18 protein-coding genes are annotated in these 13,680 nt (G+C 60.1%); 3 read left to right on the forward strand and 15 right to left on the reverse strand.

Annotation, left to right across the window (positions count from 1 at the left end):
• Positions 1–104: 104 nt before the first annotated feature.
• From LCM4573_RS17950 to LCM4573_RS17990, 9 genes are all read right to left on the reverse strand, one after another.
• The gene (locus tag LCM4573_RS17950; protein ID WP_071007756.1) at positions 105–410 is read right to left on the reverse strand and encodes a hypothetical protein; all 306 of its coding nucleotides are present in this window, start codon (positions 408–410) and stop codon (positions 105–107) included.
• Complete coding sequence (trbL, locus tag LCM4573_RS17955; RefSeq protein WP_071007757.1) at positions 407–2,209, reverse strand: P-type conjugative transfer protein TrbL; 1,803 nt, start codon at positions 2,207–2,209, stop codon at positions 407–409. Before trbL ends, LCM4573_RS17950 begins: the two co-directional genes overlap by 4 nt.
• 1 nt (position 2,210) lies before the next feature.
• Positions 2,211–2,414 (reverse strand): hypothetical protein, encoded by a 204-nt coding sequence (locus tag LCM4573_RS17960; protein ID WP_071007758.1) that lies wholly within the window; start codon positions 2,412–2,414, stop codon positions 2,211–2,213.
• A 63-nt stretch (positions 2,415–2,477) separates the two neighbouring features.
• Positions 2,478–3,245, reverse strand: coding sequence for a P-type conjugative transfer protein TrbJ (trbJ, locus tag LCM4573_RS17965; RefSeq protein ID WP_071007759.1), 768 nt, complete (start codon positions 3,243–3,245; stop codon positions 2,478–2,480).
• Positions 3,217–5,721, reverse strand: coding sequence for a transporter (locus LCM4573_RS17970; protein WP_071007760.1), 2,505 nt, complete (start codon positions 5,719–5,721; stop codon positions 3,217–3,219). The genes trbJ and LCM4573_RS17970 overlap by 29 nt, the downstream gene beginning before the upstream one ends.
• A gap of 17 nt (positions 5,722–5,738) precedes the next feature.
• Positions 5,739–6,053 carry a conjugal transfer protein TrbD gene (locus LCM4573_RS17975; protein WP_244505358.1) on the reverse strand — a complete coding sequence of 105 codons (315 nt, stop codon included), beginning with the start codon at positions 6,051–6,053 and terminating at the stop codon, positions 5,739–5,741.
• On the reverse strand, positions 6,053–6,514 hold the full coding sequence (locus LCM4573_RS17980; RefSeq protein WP_071007761.1) for a TrbC/VirB2 family protein: 462 nt from the start codon (positions 6,512–6,514) through the stop codon (positions 6,053–6,055). The genes LCM4573_RS17975 and LCM4573_RS17980 overlap by 1 nt, the downstream gene beginning before the upstream one ends.
• Positions 6,515–6,526: 12 nt before the next feature.
• Complete coding sequence (gene trbB, locus LCM4573_RS17985; RefSeq protein WP_071007762.1) at positions 6,527–7,498, reverse strand: P-type conjugative transfer ATPase TrbB; 972 nt, start codon at positions 7,496–7,498, stop codon at positions 6,527–6,529.
• Positions 7,499–7,671: 173 nt separating this feature from the next.
• Positions 7,672–7,908: a helix-turn-helix domain-containing protein gene (locus LCM4573_RS17990; protein WP_071007763.1), complete on the reverse strand. Its 237-nt coding sequence runs from the start codon at positions 7,906–7,908 to the stop codon at positions 7,672–7,674.
• A 110-nt stretch (positions 7,909–8,018) separates the two neighbouring features.
• Here LCM4573_RS17990 and LCM4573_RS17995 point away from each other — a divergent pair, with 110 nt between their 5' ends.
• From LCM4573_RS17995 to LCM4573_RS18005, 3 genes are all read left to right on the forward strand, one after another.
• On the forward strand, positions 8,019–9,104 hold the full coding sequence (locus LCM4573_RS17995) for a replication initiator protein A (RefSeq protein WP_071007764.1): 1,086 nt from the start codon (positions 8,019–8,021) through the stop codon (positions 9,102–9,104).
• A 522-nt stretch (positions 9,105–9,626) separates the two neighbouring features.
• Positions 9,627–9,869, forward strand: coding sequence for a hypothetical protein (locus tag LCM4573_RS18000; RefSeq protein WP_071007765.1), 243 nt, complete (start codon positions 9,627–9,629; stop codon positions 9,867–9,869).
• Positions 9,866–10,489, forward strand: coding sequence for an AAA family ATPase (locus LCM4573_RS18005; RefSeq protein ID WP_071007766.1), 624 nt, complete (start codon positions 9,866–9,868; stop codon positions 10,487–10,489). The genes LCM4573_RS18000 and LCM4573_RS18005 overlap by 4 nt, the downstream gene beginning before the upstream one ends.
• A gap of 71 nt (positions 10,490–10,560) precedes the next feature.
• Here the strand turns inward: LCM4573_RS18005 and LCM4573_RS27425 are convergent, their stop codons facing one another.
• From LCM4573_RS27425 to LCM4573_RS18035, 6 genes are all read right to left on the reverse strand, one after another.
• Positions 10,561–11,523 carry a hypothetical protein gene (locus LCM4573_RS27425; protein WP_083347519.1) on the reverse strand — a complete coding sequence of 321 codons (963 nt, stop codon included), beginning with the start codon at positions 11,521–11,523 and terminating at the stop codon, positions 10,561–10,563.
• A complete protein-coding gene (locus LCM4573_RS18015; RefSeq protein WP_244505357.1) occupies positions 11,520–11,885 on the reverse strand; it encodes an ASCH domain-containing protein in 366 nt (121 codons plus the stop codon). The genes LCM4573_RS27425 and LCM4573_RS18015 overlap by 4 nt, the downstream gene beginning before the upstream one ends.
• Positions 11,882–12,523 carry a hypothetical protein gene (locus LCM4573_RS18020; RefSeq protein ID WP_071007767.1) on the reverse strand — a complete coding sequence of 214 codons (642 nt, stop codon included), beginning with the start codon at positions 12,521–12,523 and terminating at the stop codon, positions 11,882–11,884. The genes LCM4573_RS18015 and LCM4573_RS18020 overlap by 4 nt, the downstream gene beginning before the upstream one ends.
• A 48-nt stretch (positions 12,524–12,571) precedes the next feature.
• The gene (locus tag LCM4573_RS18025; RefSeq protein WP_071007768.1) at positions 12,572–12,970 is read right to left on the reverse strand and encodes a hypothetical protein; all 399 of its coding nucleotides are present in this window, start codon (positions 12,968–12,970) and stop codon (positions 12,572–12,574) included.
• A 49-nt stretch (positions 12,971–13,019) separates the two neighbouring features.
• The gene (locus LCM4573_RS18030; protein ID WP_071007769.1) at positions 13,020–13,286 is read right to left on the reverse strand and encodes a hypothetical protein; all 267 of its coding nucleotides are present in this window, start codon (positions 13,284–13,286) and stop codon (positions 13,020–13,022) included.
• A 171-nt stretch (positions 13,287–13,457) separates the two neighbouring features.
• On the reverse strand, positions 13,458–13,680 hold a 223-nt coding region (locus tag LCM4573_RS18035), incomplete at its 5' end, for a YadA-like family protein (protein ID WP_206744582.1).

A 13,680-nucleotide genomic window follows, 5' to 3' on the forward strand; every position in this document is an offset into this window, starting at 1 on the left:
TAGTTTCGTCTCTCGGGTGTTAGTAAATAATAGTCTGTAGTCTATATTTTCCGCCATACGAAAGCCGTCTGCAAGTACAACTGGACGGCTTTCTAGGGTGTTGATTAGCGGTTTCGGTCTTCGCGGACTTTATTTTGAAGGTCGGTCCACTGCCGTTGCTGTCGTGGCGAACCAAGCAATGGCATACGACTTAAGCCCCGGCCCATGACCAGCACCAAACTAGATATTGGACCAAGATTCCGTAGTGCTTTTACTTGGATTTCCTGCACGCGGGCATCGATCCGGTCGAGCTGGTCGCCATGGCCGCGAGTCCGCAGCCACCGGCCGATGCTCCAAAAGYCGATTCCGACAGCGACGAACGCAGACAGCATGACCAGAGCCCCCGGCAGGGTGAGAAGGAAGTCGATCATGGTTTATCTCCCGATGGACCTTGATCCGGATCGACCTTCACCGACGGGCTTGGCTTCTGCGTTTGCGGGGCTTCCGACAGAGGCGCATAAGGCTCGCCGTTTCCGGGGTAATTCCGAGGCGCGGCATCCGCCGGTGTCGCCGGAGAGCTGGTCGGAACGCTGGCCGGCGCAGAGCCGCCAGTCGGATCGACCGGGGTAGCCGGCATTTCCGGTACGCTGGCCGGGTCTGCCGGTCGAATGGTCCCGCCTTCATCCACCTCGAAATTCGGTTCTTCTCTCCCGCTGTCCTGCACCGGCGGCGAACTAACAGGGCCGAGAGACAGGCCCGCAGCCCCCTCCATGCCCGGAACCGAAATAGCCGAGAGAATGCCTGTAGTCCGCACGGCGGCGGCGGCTGTCTTTTCCAACGGCTTGGGTTTGGCCGCGTCCTGCTTCGGCTTGGCCGCTTCTTGCGGCGCGTCCGCTTGCCCATCACGCCCCTTCGGCTTGGCCTGTTCGAGCGTCTTTGCCGCTTGTTGCGGCCCACTCGCCGCACCGCCCTGCCCGCTGTTTGGAGCCCCGGCTTTCAGGGTTGCGGAACCAGAAGGAGCAGTGCCAGAAGAAGGGGTGCCGCCGCCGCCGAGCCGGCTACCTACCGACTGCACTGCGCTCGATCCGGCATCCATGGCCGCGCTGGCCGCGCTTCCTGCCCCACTCGCGGATTGTCCGCCGGCGATGCTCGAATTGATCAGCCCAGCCAATCCGCCGGTACCCACTGATCCCGCCGCACCAGCACCCGCAGCCCCGGCCGCGCCCGTACCGCCTGCCGCTCCGGCGGCCCCGGCCGCTCCAGCTCCAGCAGCACCCGAAGCGCCCAACGCCGCAGCGGTTGCAGCTCCAGCAGTGACCGCGCCTGCGATTGCAGCCGCTGCCATGCCGCCAATCGAAGCGCCGCCGCCCATGGACGTTCCGCTGATCATTCCCGCGATCAGCTCAGGGATTGTCTTCGACAAATAGGCGCAGGCCAGCGACAGGCCGACCATGGTCCACATTGAGGCGTCGTCGTGGTTGTAGGCCGCCTGCCATTGCTTGGCCGAGGCCGAAATCAGACCGACGATCAAGGTCAGGATGAACAATTTGGCGCCGACCGCCAAGGCGTAACGGAATATCGCGATGGCGTAATCCCGTGTCCACTGCGACCCCCCGAGGCCCATGAACAGGACCGAGGCGTTGACGACCACATAGGACTCAATGACCGTCAGGGCCATGAACGCCGCGATGAAAGCGAAGCAAAGGAGGACGATCACGCCGGCCAGCGAAACGATGGTCGCAGTGAGCGGGTTCCACGTCTCGACCTTGCCGATCATGTCGGCCAGCTCGACCGCGATCCCGAACATGTCGCCCGGCATCAACTGCTTCGTGCCAACGCCTGCCGCCGCCGCTCCAGCTTCACGGAAGCTATCGACAATCGCATACGCCCATTGGGACGAATAAATGAGCAAGGCATAGAAAAAGCCGATCACCATGACGAACCGGATCAGCTCACCGATGATTTCCCCGAAATCCGCTTGACGGAACACCAAAGGGAAAAACGTCCAGACGAATTGAATGCCGGCGAGCAGCCAGAACAGCGTGACGGCGTAGTTTCTCAACCGCGCATCCCACTGTTCGGCCCCTTGCTTGATCAGGTCGAGCAGCCCGGTAAACGAGCCGCTACCGTCGGCCAGATTGGTTGCCGCCATGGCATCGCCCACACACATAAAGGACGCCAAAGCGAACAGAACCAAGAACCCGGCCAAAAAGCGCTTTTGACCGAGCATATCAGTACCCCTTATCCCGACCGGTGTTTTGAACAGGCACCCCGCGCTTGAAGGTGTTCAGACCTTCGGCCGGCTCGGAAACGACCGGCGGGCACACAACCGGATCGCCACTGAAAACCTTGGTGCCAACCACTCCCGCCCCGCCGCCGGCGACCACAGCGCCGAAGAGGGAAAGGACGAACAACGAAGTCTTGATATTGAGCATGTTTTTCTCCTTGAGCCGGGCGCCCGAGAGAGACGGCCCGGCCCTGTCAGTCGGCCAAAGCGATCAATACCCCTTGTCGCGGCCGGTGTTCTGGACGGGAACCGAGCGGAATTTCTCGCGGAAAGCGTCATCAACCGCTTGCCGTTCGGTCTGCTGGGCCATGTRGTTGCCTTGCAGCGTGATATTCGCCGCGATCATTTCCCGCAGCCGCTGGAGCTGCTGGACCTGTTGCGCGGCGATTTCGTTGCCGGCCTGAATCGCCTGCATCCGCCCGGCAGCCGTGGACGAGCGATTCACGAGCTGCCGCAGCACGTCCTCTTCGCCGGCAATCGCACTGGTCTGCATGCCGGCCGCCTTCATCGCCGTGCGGGCATTGTCAAAGCCCTGTTCGGCCCACTTCGTGTAGCGATCCGGCATCATTTCCGACGCCTTTCCGGCGCTACGCAGGTAGTCGTCGTAGCCCTTGAACTGCTCGCGGAACGCGGAATCCAGATTGGTCATAGAGTGGGCGAGCGAACGGCCTTCCTGATAGACGCTTTGAAGGCGCCGCATGTCGGTCATGAGGCTGGAAAAGACGGTTCCGTCGAGCGACATACCCTGCCTCACCATGTCCTTGTACATGTTGATTTGCTGGGTAAGCTGCTGGGCCGTGTTTATCTGGTTGTTCACCGCTTCGGCGTACTCCAGCAATTGCTGATAGAACGTCGAGCAGTTCGAGCAGTAGATGGCATAGGCCGGCGCCGGCGCCACCGTGACGCCGCCGGTAACGACGGACAGGGCCACCGCGAAGGCGACACCAGAATTACGCAGATTGCGAGAGATAGCGCGCATAGTCGATTTCCTTGTAGTTGAGCCACGCAAGAGGCCAGTCGGCCCCGTGCTCTTTGACGATGTGACTGATCGCTGCGAGTTCTTCTTTGTCCGACACAGCAACAAAGGCTTTCGTCAGCGGGCCTAAACCCAGCTCGAACAACCGGCGCCCAAGGGGGGACCGATAGTAGTAGTCCTTCTTCTTCTGCGCCTTTTTCAGAAGCTGGATTTCCTTCCAGTTTAGGCCGAACATCTTGTAGAGGTCAGCCGGCCCCGGATGCTCCTTCGTGCCCGTCAAATCCGCTTCCGGGTTCGGCAGCAGGATTTTCGTCGGGCACTGTTCCAGCAGCACATCGAGCATGCCCGAGGCGACCGCATCGGAGAGGCTTTGCGTGGCCATGATCACCAAGCAATTCTTCTTCCGCAGCTCCTTGAGCCATTCCTTGATTTTGCCCCGGAACACCTCGTGACCGAGCATCACCCACGCTTCATCCAGCGACAGCATGGCCGGCTGGCCGGTAAGCGACTGTTCGAACCGGCGGAACAGGTAGAGCAGAACCGGAAGGGCGTTTTTTTCGCCCATCTTCATCAGCTCGTCGATCTCGAACACCGTGTAGGACGACAGGGTTACGCCATCCTCCTTGCCATCCAGCAGATGGCCCATTGCGCCGCTGATCGTGTAGTGGTTCAGCGCGGCCCGGACGTCCGGCTCCTGCACGGTTGCAACGAAATCGGTCAGGGAGCGGAAAGAGCGCGGCGCCTCGCGCAGCAGGTTCATCGCACGATGAATTTCCTGCTTTTGCGCGACGGTGGCTGCCTTCCCGGCCTGCAACTCGTAACAGGTCGTTACCCATTCCTCCGCCCATAGCGCATCGGCCGCGCTATCAATGTCCGCCAGCGGCATGAGGGCCAGCGCGCCGGCGTCGTCGTTACCAATGTCGTAATGCGTGCCACCCATGGCCTTGCAGGCCGTGAGCAGCGACCGAGCCTTGTCGAACGCCGCGATTGTCGCTGGAACAGTCGTGCCATCCATACGGCGGCGACTGCGGTAACGACGGAACTGCGCTTGCAGAACCGCCAGCAAGGTTGACTTGCCGGCGCCGGTAGGACCGAACACCAAAGTATGACCCACATCGCCAACATGCAGATTCACGCGAAACGGTGTCGCCCCGGTCGTGACGGCTTGCATCAGAGGCGGCGAGCCTTCCGGGTAGAACTCACAAGGGTTCTCCCGCAGGCCCGGCCAGACAGCCGCGAGCGGCAACATGTCCGCGAGATTGAGAGTATGGATCAGGGGCCGCCGGACGTTCGGATAGGTATGCCCCGGCAGGGAGCCAAGCCACGCTTCGAGCGCGTTGACCGTCTCCACGCGGGCAGCAAACCCCAGCCGAACCAATTCACGCTTCACATAGTCCGCCTGTTCCTCCAGCACGCGGCGATCCTCGTGCATCAGGATCACGACCGGGGTGTAATACCCATAGGCCACCAAGCCCGACTTCGCGTCGTTGATGGCCACCTCCGTTTCAGCGGTCATGTTCAGGGCGTCGGTGTTGATCATGCCCTTTTGCGACTTCATGACCTGCGACCAGAATCCCCGAACCTTTTGCTGCCATTTGAGGCGGTAGCGGTTCAGGGCTGCGACAGCTTCATGCTGTTCGAGGAAGATGAAGCGCGAGGACCACCGATAAGGGATCGGCAGACCCGACAGCATGTCAAGGATGCCGGGGAAGGAGGCGCCGGGAAAACCCTCGATGGCCACGGCGGCGATGAACTGCTTGCCGAGTTTCGGGGTATCTCCCGGCCACAGCTCCGGCGACCCCAGCCACGAATCGAGATACATCGGGCAATCAGGAATCCGCAGGGCGGCTTCCTCGCCGGTCAGCGCGAAATGCAGGTAGTTCACCAGCTCGTCGCTGATATAGGCGGCGTCGCCCTCCCCGACCGTRATTTCCCCCATCCGACGCATATGCAGATCGGCGCCGAGCCCGTCTTGAAGCTCGCTCAGCCGCTTCTTGAAATCGGCCAGCAACCGATCCGCCGGCGAAGAGTCGTCGCGGCCGTCGTCGTCATAGACCAGCTCACCCAGCTTCGAGTTGCGCCGCGTCGGCGGCAGATACTGCAACACCAAGGCATATTCAGTTTCGTAGTGCGCGCCGCTGGCTTCGAACATTTCCCGTCGTTCAGCGTCGATCAGAGCCGAGACGGGTTCGGGAAAGTGCGACAGCTCCGGCGCCGGATACGCCGGCGACGGGAGACGGGCTGCATCCGTCCACATCGCCCAACCGCTTCCGAAGCGGCTCAGGTAGTTGTTGACCAGTGCGGTCAGGTAGTTGCGTTCGGAATCCGTGGCACTGGCCGCGTCATCCCCTCGCAGGAAGAAGCCGGCCATGAGCGACCCATCCTTGCCCAACACAACCCCCGGATCGATCAGGGCCGCGTAGTTGAGCAGGTCGGGCAACCCTGCCGCCTTGCTGCGAAATGTCTTCAACGAGAGCATATAGGCCGCTCCTGTAGTCAGTAGGGGCGCTGCGACTTCGCAACGCGGAAGGGCCGGGAGAACGGCCCGTAGTAGTGCCCGTATTTCAGTTGGCGGACGTAGACCTTGGACATTTCAGGGTCGGCTTTCGCCATCTTCCGCAGGGCACCAACGCAAAACAGCCAGAGGATCGAGCCAATGATCGTCGCGACCAAGTTCATGGCCGAGACGATCAACCCGCCCGCAACAAGCATTGAGAAAAGCATCAGCTCGCGCTCTCCCCCCATGATTTGTTGCGGACGGTGCAGAGCCCGATGGAACGGCGTTTTACGGCGCGTTTCCATCGGTTCCATCATTGACCCCCTGCCCCGGCGCTGATCATGTTCGACACGGCGCCACTGACCTCGGGGAAGGTCAGGGTGACGCCTTCGGGAATGGTCGCACCGGAGAACAGGGCGCCGGTCAGCAGGGTGTTCGCGAACACGATCAAGCAGACCACCAGCACGACGTAGATGATGCGGCGAGTGAACTCGGACACTTCGCCGCCCCAAATCAGGGTCGCGCCGCAGGCGATGATGCCGAGCAGAGCAATGACGAAGGCCACCGGGCCACTGATCGATTTTTTGAGCTTGTCGAGGGGGCCTTCCCACGGGAGGCCGGCCCCGCCGCCGCCGGTCGTATCGGCCGCATGCGCCGAGTCCATGGCGCCGAAAAACAGCAGGGCTATGAGGGCGAGCGAGAGCCAGAACAGCGGGCTACTCAGGATGGAGCGGGTTTTCAGGTACAGCGGCGACGCGATTGCGAGTGCGTTCATATTTTTGGTTCCTTAAGCGATAGGTTCTGTCAGATATTGACGGCCGTCATAGCCAGTGACTTCGACGACCTCGTTCACTCGCCGGCCGACGTTAGCCACCTTCTCAATCGAGACGATCAGGTTGATGGCTTCCGCTATCAGCGAGTGCATCGGCGCCTGCGTGGCTTCCGCCACAAGCTGTTCCATGCGGATCAATCCCGCAGGTGCCGAATTCGCGTGAACAGTGGCCGCCCCGCCGGGGTGGCCCGTGTTCCAAGCTTTGAGCAGTGCAAGCGCCGCCCCGTCGCGAACCTCGCCCACAAGAATGCGGTCGGGGCGCAGGCGCATAGTTGCTTTCAAAAGGCGGGTCATATCGACGTGATCCACGGCCCGCATGGTCACGACGTTTTGCGACGAACATTGCAGTTCGCCAGTATCTTCGATGATAGCCAACCGGTCGTCCGGGGCGTCGGTTGACATGCAATGGATGATGGCATTCGTCAGCGTCGTCTTGCCCGTCCCGGTCCCGCCGACGACGAGAATGTTCCTTTTCGCGATGACTGCCTGACGGATCACGGCCGCCTGTGTCGCGGTCATGATGTTGTGAGCCACGTACTCATCGAGGGTGAAGACCCGCGTCGCCTTCTTCCGGATCGTGAAGGTCGGGCCAGAAACCACAGGGGGGATAAGCGCCTCGAACCGCGAGCCGTCTATCGGCAGCTCGCATTCAAGGATCGGGTTCAGGGCGGTAATTTGGGTGTTGAGGGTGGACGCGACCGTTCCCATCAGAGACTCGGCTTGAGCCCTGTGCATTTCCCCGACGATCCGCATCGGCTCGCCGAAATGCTCGACCCAAAGCCGCCCGTCAGGGTTCAGCATGATTTCGAGAACGGTGCTGTCCCCCAGCAGATCGACCACGACCGGGCCGAGTTCTCGCTTCAGTTTTTCCGTGATCCGGTGCCCGTGCTCGCTTCTGCTAACCGCAAGACTCGAAGGCGCCGTCACAAGGGACGACTCTCCCATAACCACAACCTCTAGCAATGTAAGGGGAATTCGGCCTGTTGCTGGCCGACGGTAGCGATTATATACTACAGTCTATAAAGCCAGCAAGGGCCGCGCCGAACAAAGAGCGCTTTTAGAGGTTGATGGTCAGGTCATTTTAGAATGATTCGAAAGGGTTATGGACGGAGCAGCTTCCATAAGGAAACATTAACGGTTTCCGCCAGCACCGCCATGTTGTCAAGGTTGATCGTACTCCTCCCGTTCTCAACCGCGCTGATCCATGACTGCGCGAAACCTGTGCGTGCAGTGATGTTCTGTTGCGTCAATCCGGCGGCTTTTCTAGCCTTTTTAAAGTTTCTGGCGAAGACAAGCCGCTCGTATGGAACGTCATCCACCGGCTTCTTTGCTTTCATAACAATGTTGTGTTCACTTTTCTGAATAAGGGGTGAATGATGGTATCAGACGTGGATTTCCGCTTACAGCGCCAATCACTTAACACTTCACAGAAACGCGAGCGGGACCTATGACCGATCTACAGAAAAGCCTTGACCGCTTGGGCGCCAATGTTCGCGAACAATGGCGCAAGCGAGTCGAATCCCGAGCCCTGCCGGGCGAGACATGGGAGCAGGCGGCCGAACGTGTCAAACGCGAAGATCAAGACACGATCCGCGACACTACGCCGCCCTCTATCCCCAGCTCGATGCGCAAGCCGCCCCAAGACGACAGTCAGCAGGATTTCTTTGTTCCCGCCCTCTACGATGTTGCGGCCAAAGATAACCGGAGCCTCATGGACGTGGCCGTGTTCCGCCTGTCGAAGAAGGACCGCCGCGCCGGCGAAGTGATCCGCTACGACCTGCCGGACGGCTATGTGGAGGTGAAGGCCGGCCCCGACGGCATGGCGTCCATTTGGGACTACGACATTGTGCTGATGCTCATTTCCCACCTGACCGAAGCCATGAACCGCTACAAGGCGGGACGCGGGCCGATGCCGGGCAAGCTGTTCGTCCCGCACGTCTCCGAAATCCTCAAGTTCTGCCGCCGTGGCGACGGCGGCAAGCAGGTCGATCACGTCGAGGCCGCACTTGACCGCTTGCAGGGAACCTCGATCAAGAGCGTTCGCGAGCGACCCGCCAAAAAAGGAGCCCGGACGATGCGCGAGGCTGAGGCCGAGGGCCTGATTAGCCGGTACAAGGTCGTCTCCTACTCCGATAGCGGCAAGGTCGCGTCAGTCGAAATCGAGGCACCAAACTGGATTTATCGCGAGGTCGTCGAAGGCACCCGCCCCGATGTTCTGACCGTTCACCCCGACTATTTCCTGATCGATCCGGGCCTAGGCCGGTTCGTCTACAGGCTCGCCCGCCGGGCCGCAGGTCGAGGAAACGCCTCTTGGCTATTCCGCACGATCTATGAGCGCAGCGGCAGCGCTGGAACCTTCAAGGAGTTCTGCCGGATGATGCGCAAGCTGATCGAGGCGAACGACTTGCCGGAATACTCCATATCGGAAACCGAGGGTCAGGCCGGGCCGATGCTGGTCATCCAATACCGTGGAGCCGCTGGAGGCGATCCCCTGCCCGAGCCCGAAAGCGGCCTCGACTGCCCCGGTGTGTAAAGTACGGAGCCCCAAACGACCCTTGTTCCATAAGGGTTTTCCGGGGCCTTTTAGGGGCTGGAAGGTGTGTAAAGTACGGAAGTGATTCGGTCAGTTTGTCCTCAACTGTGGATAACTCAACCGGCCTGTGGATAGCCCGTACTTTGCACACCGAAACCCGTACATTGCACACCCGCCTCCGTACTTTACCCACCGGATTCCGTACATTGCACACCGGACGATTCTGTAAGTGATTGATGCAGATAAGGAAATTACGGTTCTCCACAGGCTAAAACTTATTAAAACAATATAAAAACTCTTAAAACGCCTGTCGGCTCACGAATTCTCTTTTTTTGCCAAAGGCCAGAGCGAAAAGCCGTTGAGACACCAAAGGAAAGAAGCTGCCACCAGTGCCACGCCGAACCCCGGCAGCAGTTAKGCAATAGAAGGCAAATCAACGAAATTTAGTGCAACTTCCTGCTAAACGTGCTAGATCACCCTACATCGAGCTATGATTTGCGCAGTGACTACAGGAGCAGGACAATGAACCAGCACCCCCACAGCCAGCAGGAAGCGCCAGCGCTTGACCGCCTTTGGCGTGACATTGAAGCATCGGCCCGCCGTGGCGACGACAGCGCAGCCCGTGCCCACCTACAAGCCGGCCGGCCGATCTACTACAGCGAAGACGACACCCCCGAAGGACTGCTTATCAAAGAGTACCCGGACGGGCACCGCGAGCTGGTCAGGTTCAACGAGGCCGGCGACGAGGTAATCCGTGTCCTATGAATGCACATACCCCGCAACTGTGGGTCTTCGCCGGTCCTAACGGGGCCGGCAAATCGACTCTGGTCAGCCGCCACGGCGTGGCCGACCGCCTTCCAGTAGTGAACCCCGACAACATCGCCCAGCAGATCAGCCCCGGCCATCATGGGGAAACGTCCGTCATGATACAGGCCGGGCGGATTGCTCTTGCCGAACGCCAGCGGCTGCTAGCCGAGCGTCGCAGCTTCGCCTTCGAAACCACTCTGACCGGACGCGGCGAGCTGGCTTTGATGACCGAGGCCAAGCGACAAGGCTACAAGGTGAATCTCGTTTTCGTCGGCGTGCGCGGCGTCGAGCATTCCCGCAGCCGTGTCGCGCTGCGCGTTCGGGAAGGAGGCCACCCGGTTCCGGTTGCCGACATTCTCCGGCGCTTCGACCGAAGCCAGAAGAACCTTGCGCCGGCGATCCGCCTCAGCGACCGGGCTTATGTGCTGGACAACAGCCGCAGCCGCCCCCGGTTGATTTTGAAGATCGAGCAGGGACAGACGAAAACGATCAGCCGCAACATGCCTGAGTGGGCGAAGAAAGCCATTCCCGCCGACCTGTTGTCCCCTCCAAGGCGGGGCATAGGCCACGACCTTTAAGCCCCCTACCCTTTGGTGTCTTTCCTAAAGAAAAGCCCGCGTTTGCGGGCTTGTTCTTTGTGGACGCTTGGTCAGGATGCAGGGGCCTCCGGCGGAACTGGACGAACCCATACACAGATCGGCCCGGCATCTTCGGTATCGAAGATTGCGAACTCCACCCAACCGAGCCCGTCGGGACGGCTAGGCTCCCAATCGCACAACGCCGTTGCATCGTCGAGCAGCCGATCAAAGAGGGCTTCCGTCTCAGGGTCGTCTTCCATAGCAACGATCCTTGACTCCAGTCCAAGAGCGGCAAACGCGGCATTCACTTCCTCTCTGGACGAGCCTTCCGGCAGGTCGGGATATTGCGGATGAATCCACCAGCCAAACTCGTCGCGAACGACCGGAACGAGAGCGATTTGCGGACGCGGGATCAGATGCAAATAGCGCTCTATATCGGGCGGGCTCAGATACAGATAGCGCTCTATATCGGAGTGCCGGGGGCAGAGGGTCACGCGAATGTTGTCGGAATACTCTCCCGCACCACTCCTGTCGAGGTGGTGACTCCTGCTGTATTCAGCCCTGCAACCACATGGAGCAGGACGGTCGTTCATGAAGCTCAGAATTTCGGGTGCATGGTCACTCATGCATTGGTCCTCCTTTCTGCCCGTTCCGGGCGGCTGGTGTTTGGACTGGTCAGTGTCTTCCGGCCGGTCCGTCGGATAAACTTCGGAATTTGATCGTTTGTAGCGCGCTTCGTGTTGCTCCAACCGGTATTGCCGCCAACCGACCTCGACAACACGGCTCAGCATCACCCCCGCCTGCGCAACACAAAGTGCGAGTCCCATCCAGCACAAAATGCCGAACAGCTCGCGCATCACTGCATCAATGGTGCCAGCGATTGAGTCACGCGGACTTTGCGTGAACATGTCAAATATCGGCGCGGCGGGATTWCCTATGTCGCCTTGAATCCACCTGATGGCTTGCCATAGCACGGCCAGCCAGCCGATGAAGGAAACAACTCTGATGGCGTTCGCTACGGTTGTGCGATTCATCGTGCTACTCCCCCGGCCCGCTCGCGCAGGTCGATAGCGAAGACTTCGACCGGATCGGCACCAAAATGAGGATGAACGARCATCGCCCGCCGATAGCCGCTCCACTTGAACAACAGGCGCCGTGAGTGATCGTCTCGACGCGGGTATCCCCTCGTTATCTCCACGAAATGATAGCTCCGCCCTTCGAGGCGCTTGCGCCAATAGTCAGTTGTCAGGCGGTATTCCTCGATCTTGGTTCCTGCCTCTATCTGGTCGAAATAGCACCCGTTCACCGCCAAGATGAGTTTGAGGGTGCGCCCTTTGGCTAAAGCGCGGCCCAGCAGCCGCGCCATTGCCTTTTCCTCGCCGGGAACCCCCATCATTTTCCCGCGTCCTTCCCTTCTCCGGGAGCCTTGTTCTTCCAGAGGGCGAGAAGTTCGGGGTCGCCTTTCAGATCGCCCAGCCTTATAGGGGTMGAACCCGAGGTTGTCGGGTCGGGAATGAAGACTTTCTTGCCGTCCGCACCCTGCAAACTCTCCCACCGCCACCGCCACGGCGCACCATGATACCGGCTCGGGAGCTTGCTACGCGCGATACTGGGACTCCGGCTCGAACTCGACCGAAACAGCAGCAAAATACCGGCGTGCAACACGCTGGAGAAAACGACCCAAAACAAATAGAAGTTCGCGATCATGCGCGCATCGCGGGAGGCCAAATCCTCCACCGTCACCAGCTCGACAACCTGAGTGTCACAGGCGGACGGAATGACTTGGTTGCGCTCACCGCTGGAGCAGGTCTTGAGCCGCACCATGCCGGTTTTCGCGGTGTCTGCCGTCGCTTCGGCGAGGTAACGCACAACACTCTCGTAGGCCGCCGCTCCACCTCCAGCAGCGTGTATTTCGAAGCCGATCAGGAAAAACAGGGCGACTGCGGGATAGACGACACAGACAACCCACGCGAAATAGAAGAACCGGAAGACACAGCGGAGAACCCGGAGGGCATAATAGAGAATTTGTTTCATGTGACACCTCTTGATCGAAGGCTTGTTGGTTGTTGGGGCGGATGCCCGTCAGTGGATTTCAGGGGTTGCGGGTGGATCAGCCTCGACCGACAACCACCAGCCGGTCATCGGRCCATATTCCCGGCCTCCGACTACATCGGAGACGACGGGCTGGCCGCCGGCAACTCGAACCGATACGCAAAGCGGCGCACAGCGGCGGTCGCCGTTCCAGTACCAATAGACGCCGGCCGAATCCGGCTGTTCTTGCGACCAGTTCAGGCTTTCGCGGTGCAGCTTCCAACCTTGCCAGCAGCCCCGCAGGTAAACGCGATTGTCCCATTCCCATTTGTCCGACTGCATTTCTTCGAGCAGCACCAAAGGGATTGACGGCAACCGCGCACCGAGGGCGGCGCAATGCGCGTAGTAGGCAGTCATGAAGTGGTCGAACTGTTGATTTTCGCGGTTCATGGCTCAGGCTCCAAGTGCCCGGCGGAAGTGGCCGCCGGGCGACGGTGGTTTACTCAGCAGCAGTATCGAGGGGGCTTTCGAAGTCGTTTTCGATCAGGCTATCGAGGTCGTTGACGACCTGATCCAAAGCCTCGATAGCGCAATCCGCCTTTTCGCCCTTCTCACCATCCGCGAGCGAATCCGGCATGGCGTCGCGGTATTCCTGTTCGTCATCGCGGATGGACTCGACTTCGGCCCGGATTTCTTCGGCCTCTGCCAAGAGGGCGGCGATGCGCTCTTTGACGATTTCGATTTGCTTGCGGCGCGCTTTGTTCATGTCCTTTCTCCCTGTCGGGTTTTGCGTTTCGTTGTTCGCAATTCTATTAAAAGCGGACAGTCTGCGCAAGCAAAGTAACGCAATTTAGCGCAACATTGCGCAACCGTTCGTCGGGAAGGAGTAAAAAAGCCCCTTCCGAATGGGAGGGGCTGGAGCGGCGTCGCTGGGCTGTTACCAGCCTTTGACGATGCCGATAGAGGCGCCGGAAACGGCCTTGCTCGTGCCGATGGCTCCCCTGAAGGTGAACACGGTCTGATCGGTCACGAAATGGTTCACGCCGACGGCGATAGCGGACGCACTCTGTACCGTGCCGAAAGCCATGCCGACTTGCGTACTGCCCAGATCACGCGGGCCGATCCCGATTGCGGCGGTCGCCATGGTCAGCGCGCCGATG

The sequence above is a fragment of the Rhizobium sp. LCM 4573 genome (genome assembly GCF_001854865.1).
In the GTDB taxonomy this organism is placed as follows: domain Bacteria; phylum Pseudomonadota; class Alphaproteobacteria; order Rhizobiales; family Rhizobiaceae; genus Neorhizobium.

Coding starts and splice junctions, on each gene's coding strand:
- LCM4573_RS17995 (WP_071007764.1), top strand. CDS start 8,019: ATGACCGATCTACAGAAAAGCCTTGACCGCTTGGGCGCCAATGTTCGC.
- LCM4573_RS17980 (WP_071007761.1), bottom strand. CDS start 6,514: ATGAACGCACTCGCAATCGCGTCGCCGCTGTACCTGAAAACCCGCTCC.
- LCM4573_RS18030 (WP_071007769.1), bottom strand. CDS start 13,286: ATGAACAAAGCGCGCCGCAAGCAAATCGAAATCGTCAAAGAGCGCATC.
- LCM4573_RS17975 (WP_244505358.1), bottom strand. CDS start 6,053: ATGGAACCGATGGAAACGCGCCGTAAAACGCCGTTCCATCGGGCTCTG.
- trbL (WP_071007757.1), bottom strand. CDS start 2,209: ATGCTCGGTCAAAAGCGCTTTTTGGCCGGGTTCTTGGTTCTGTTCGCT.
- LCM4573_RS18000 (WP_071007765.1), top strand. CDS start 9,627: ATGAACCAGCACCCCCACAGCCAGCAGGAAGCGCCAGCGCTTGACCGC.
- LCM4573_RS17990 (WP_071007763.1), bottom strand. CDS start 7,908: ATGAAAGCAAAGAAGCCGGTGGATGACGTTCCATACGAGCGGCTTGTC.
- LCM4573_RS18005 (WP_071007766.1), top strand. CDS start 9,866: ATGAATGCACATACCCCGCAACTGTGGGTCTTCGCCGGTCCTAACGGG.
- LCM4573_RS17960 (WP_071007758.1), bottom strand. CDS start 2,414: ATGCTCAATATCAAGACTTCGTTGTTCGTCCTTTCCCTCTTCGGCGCT.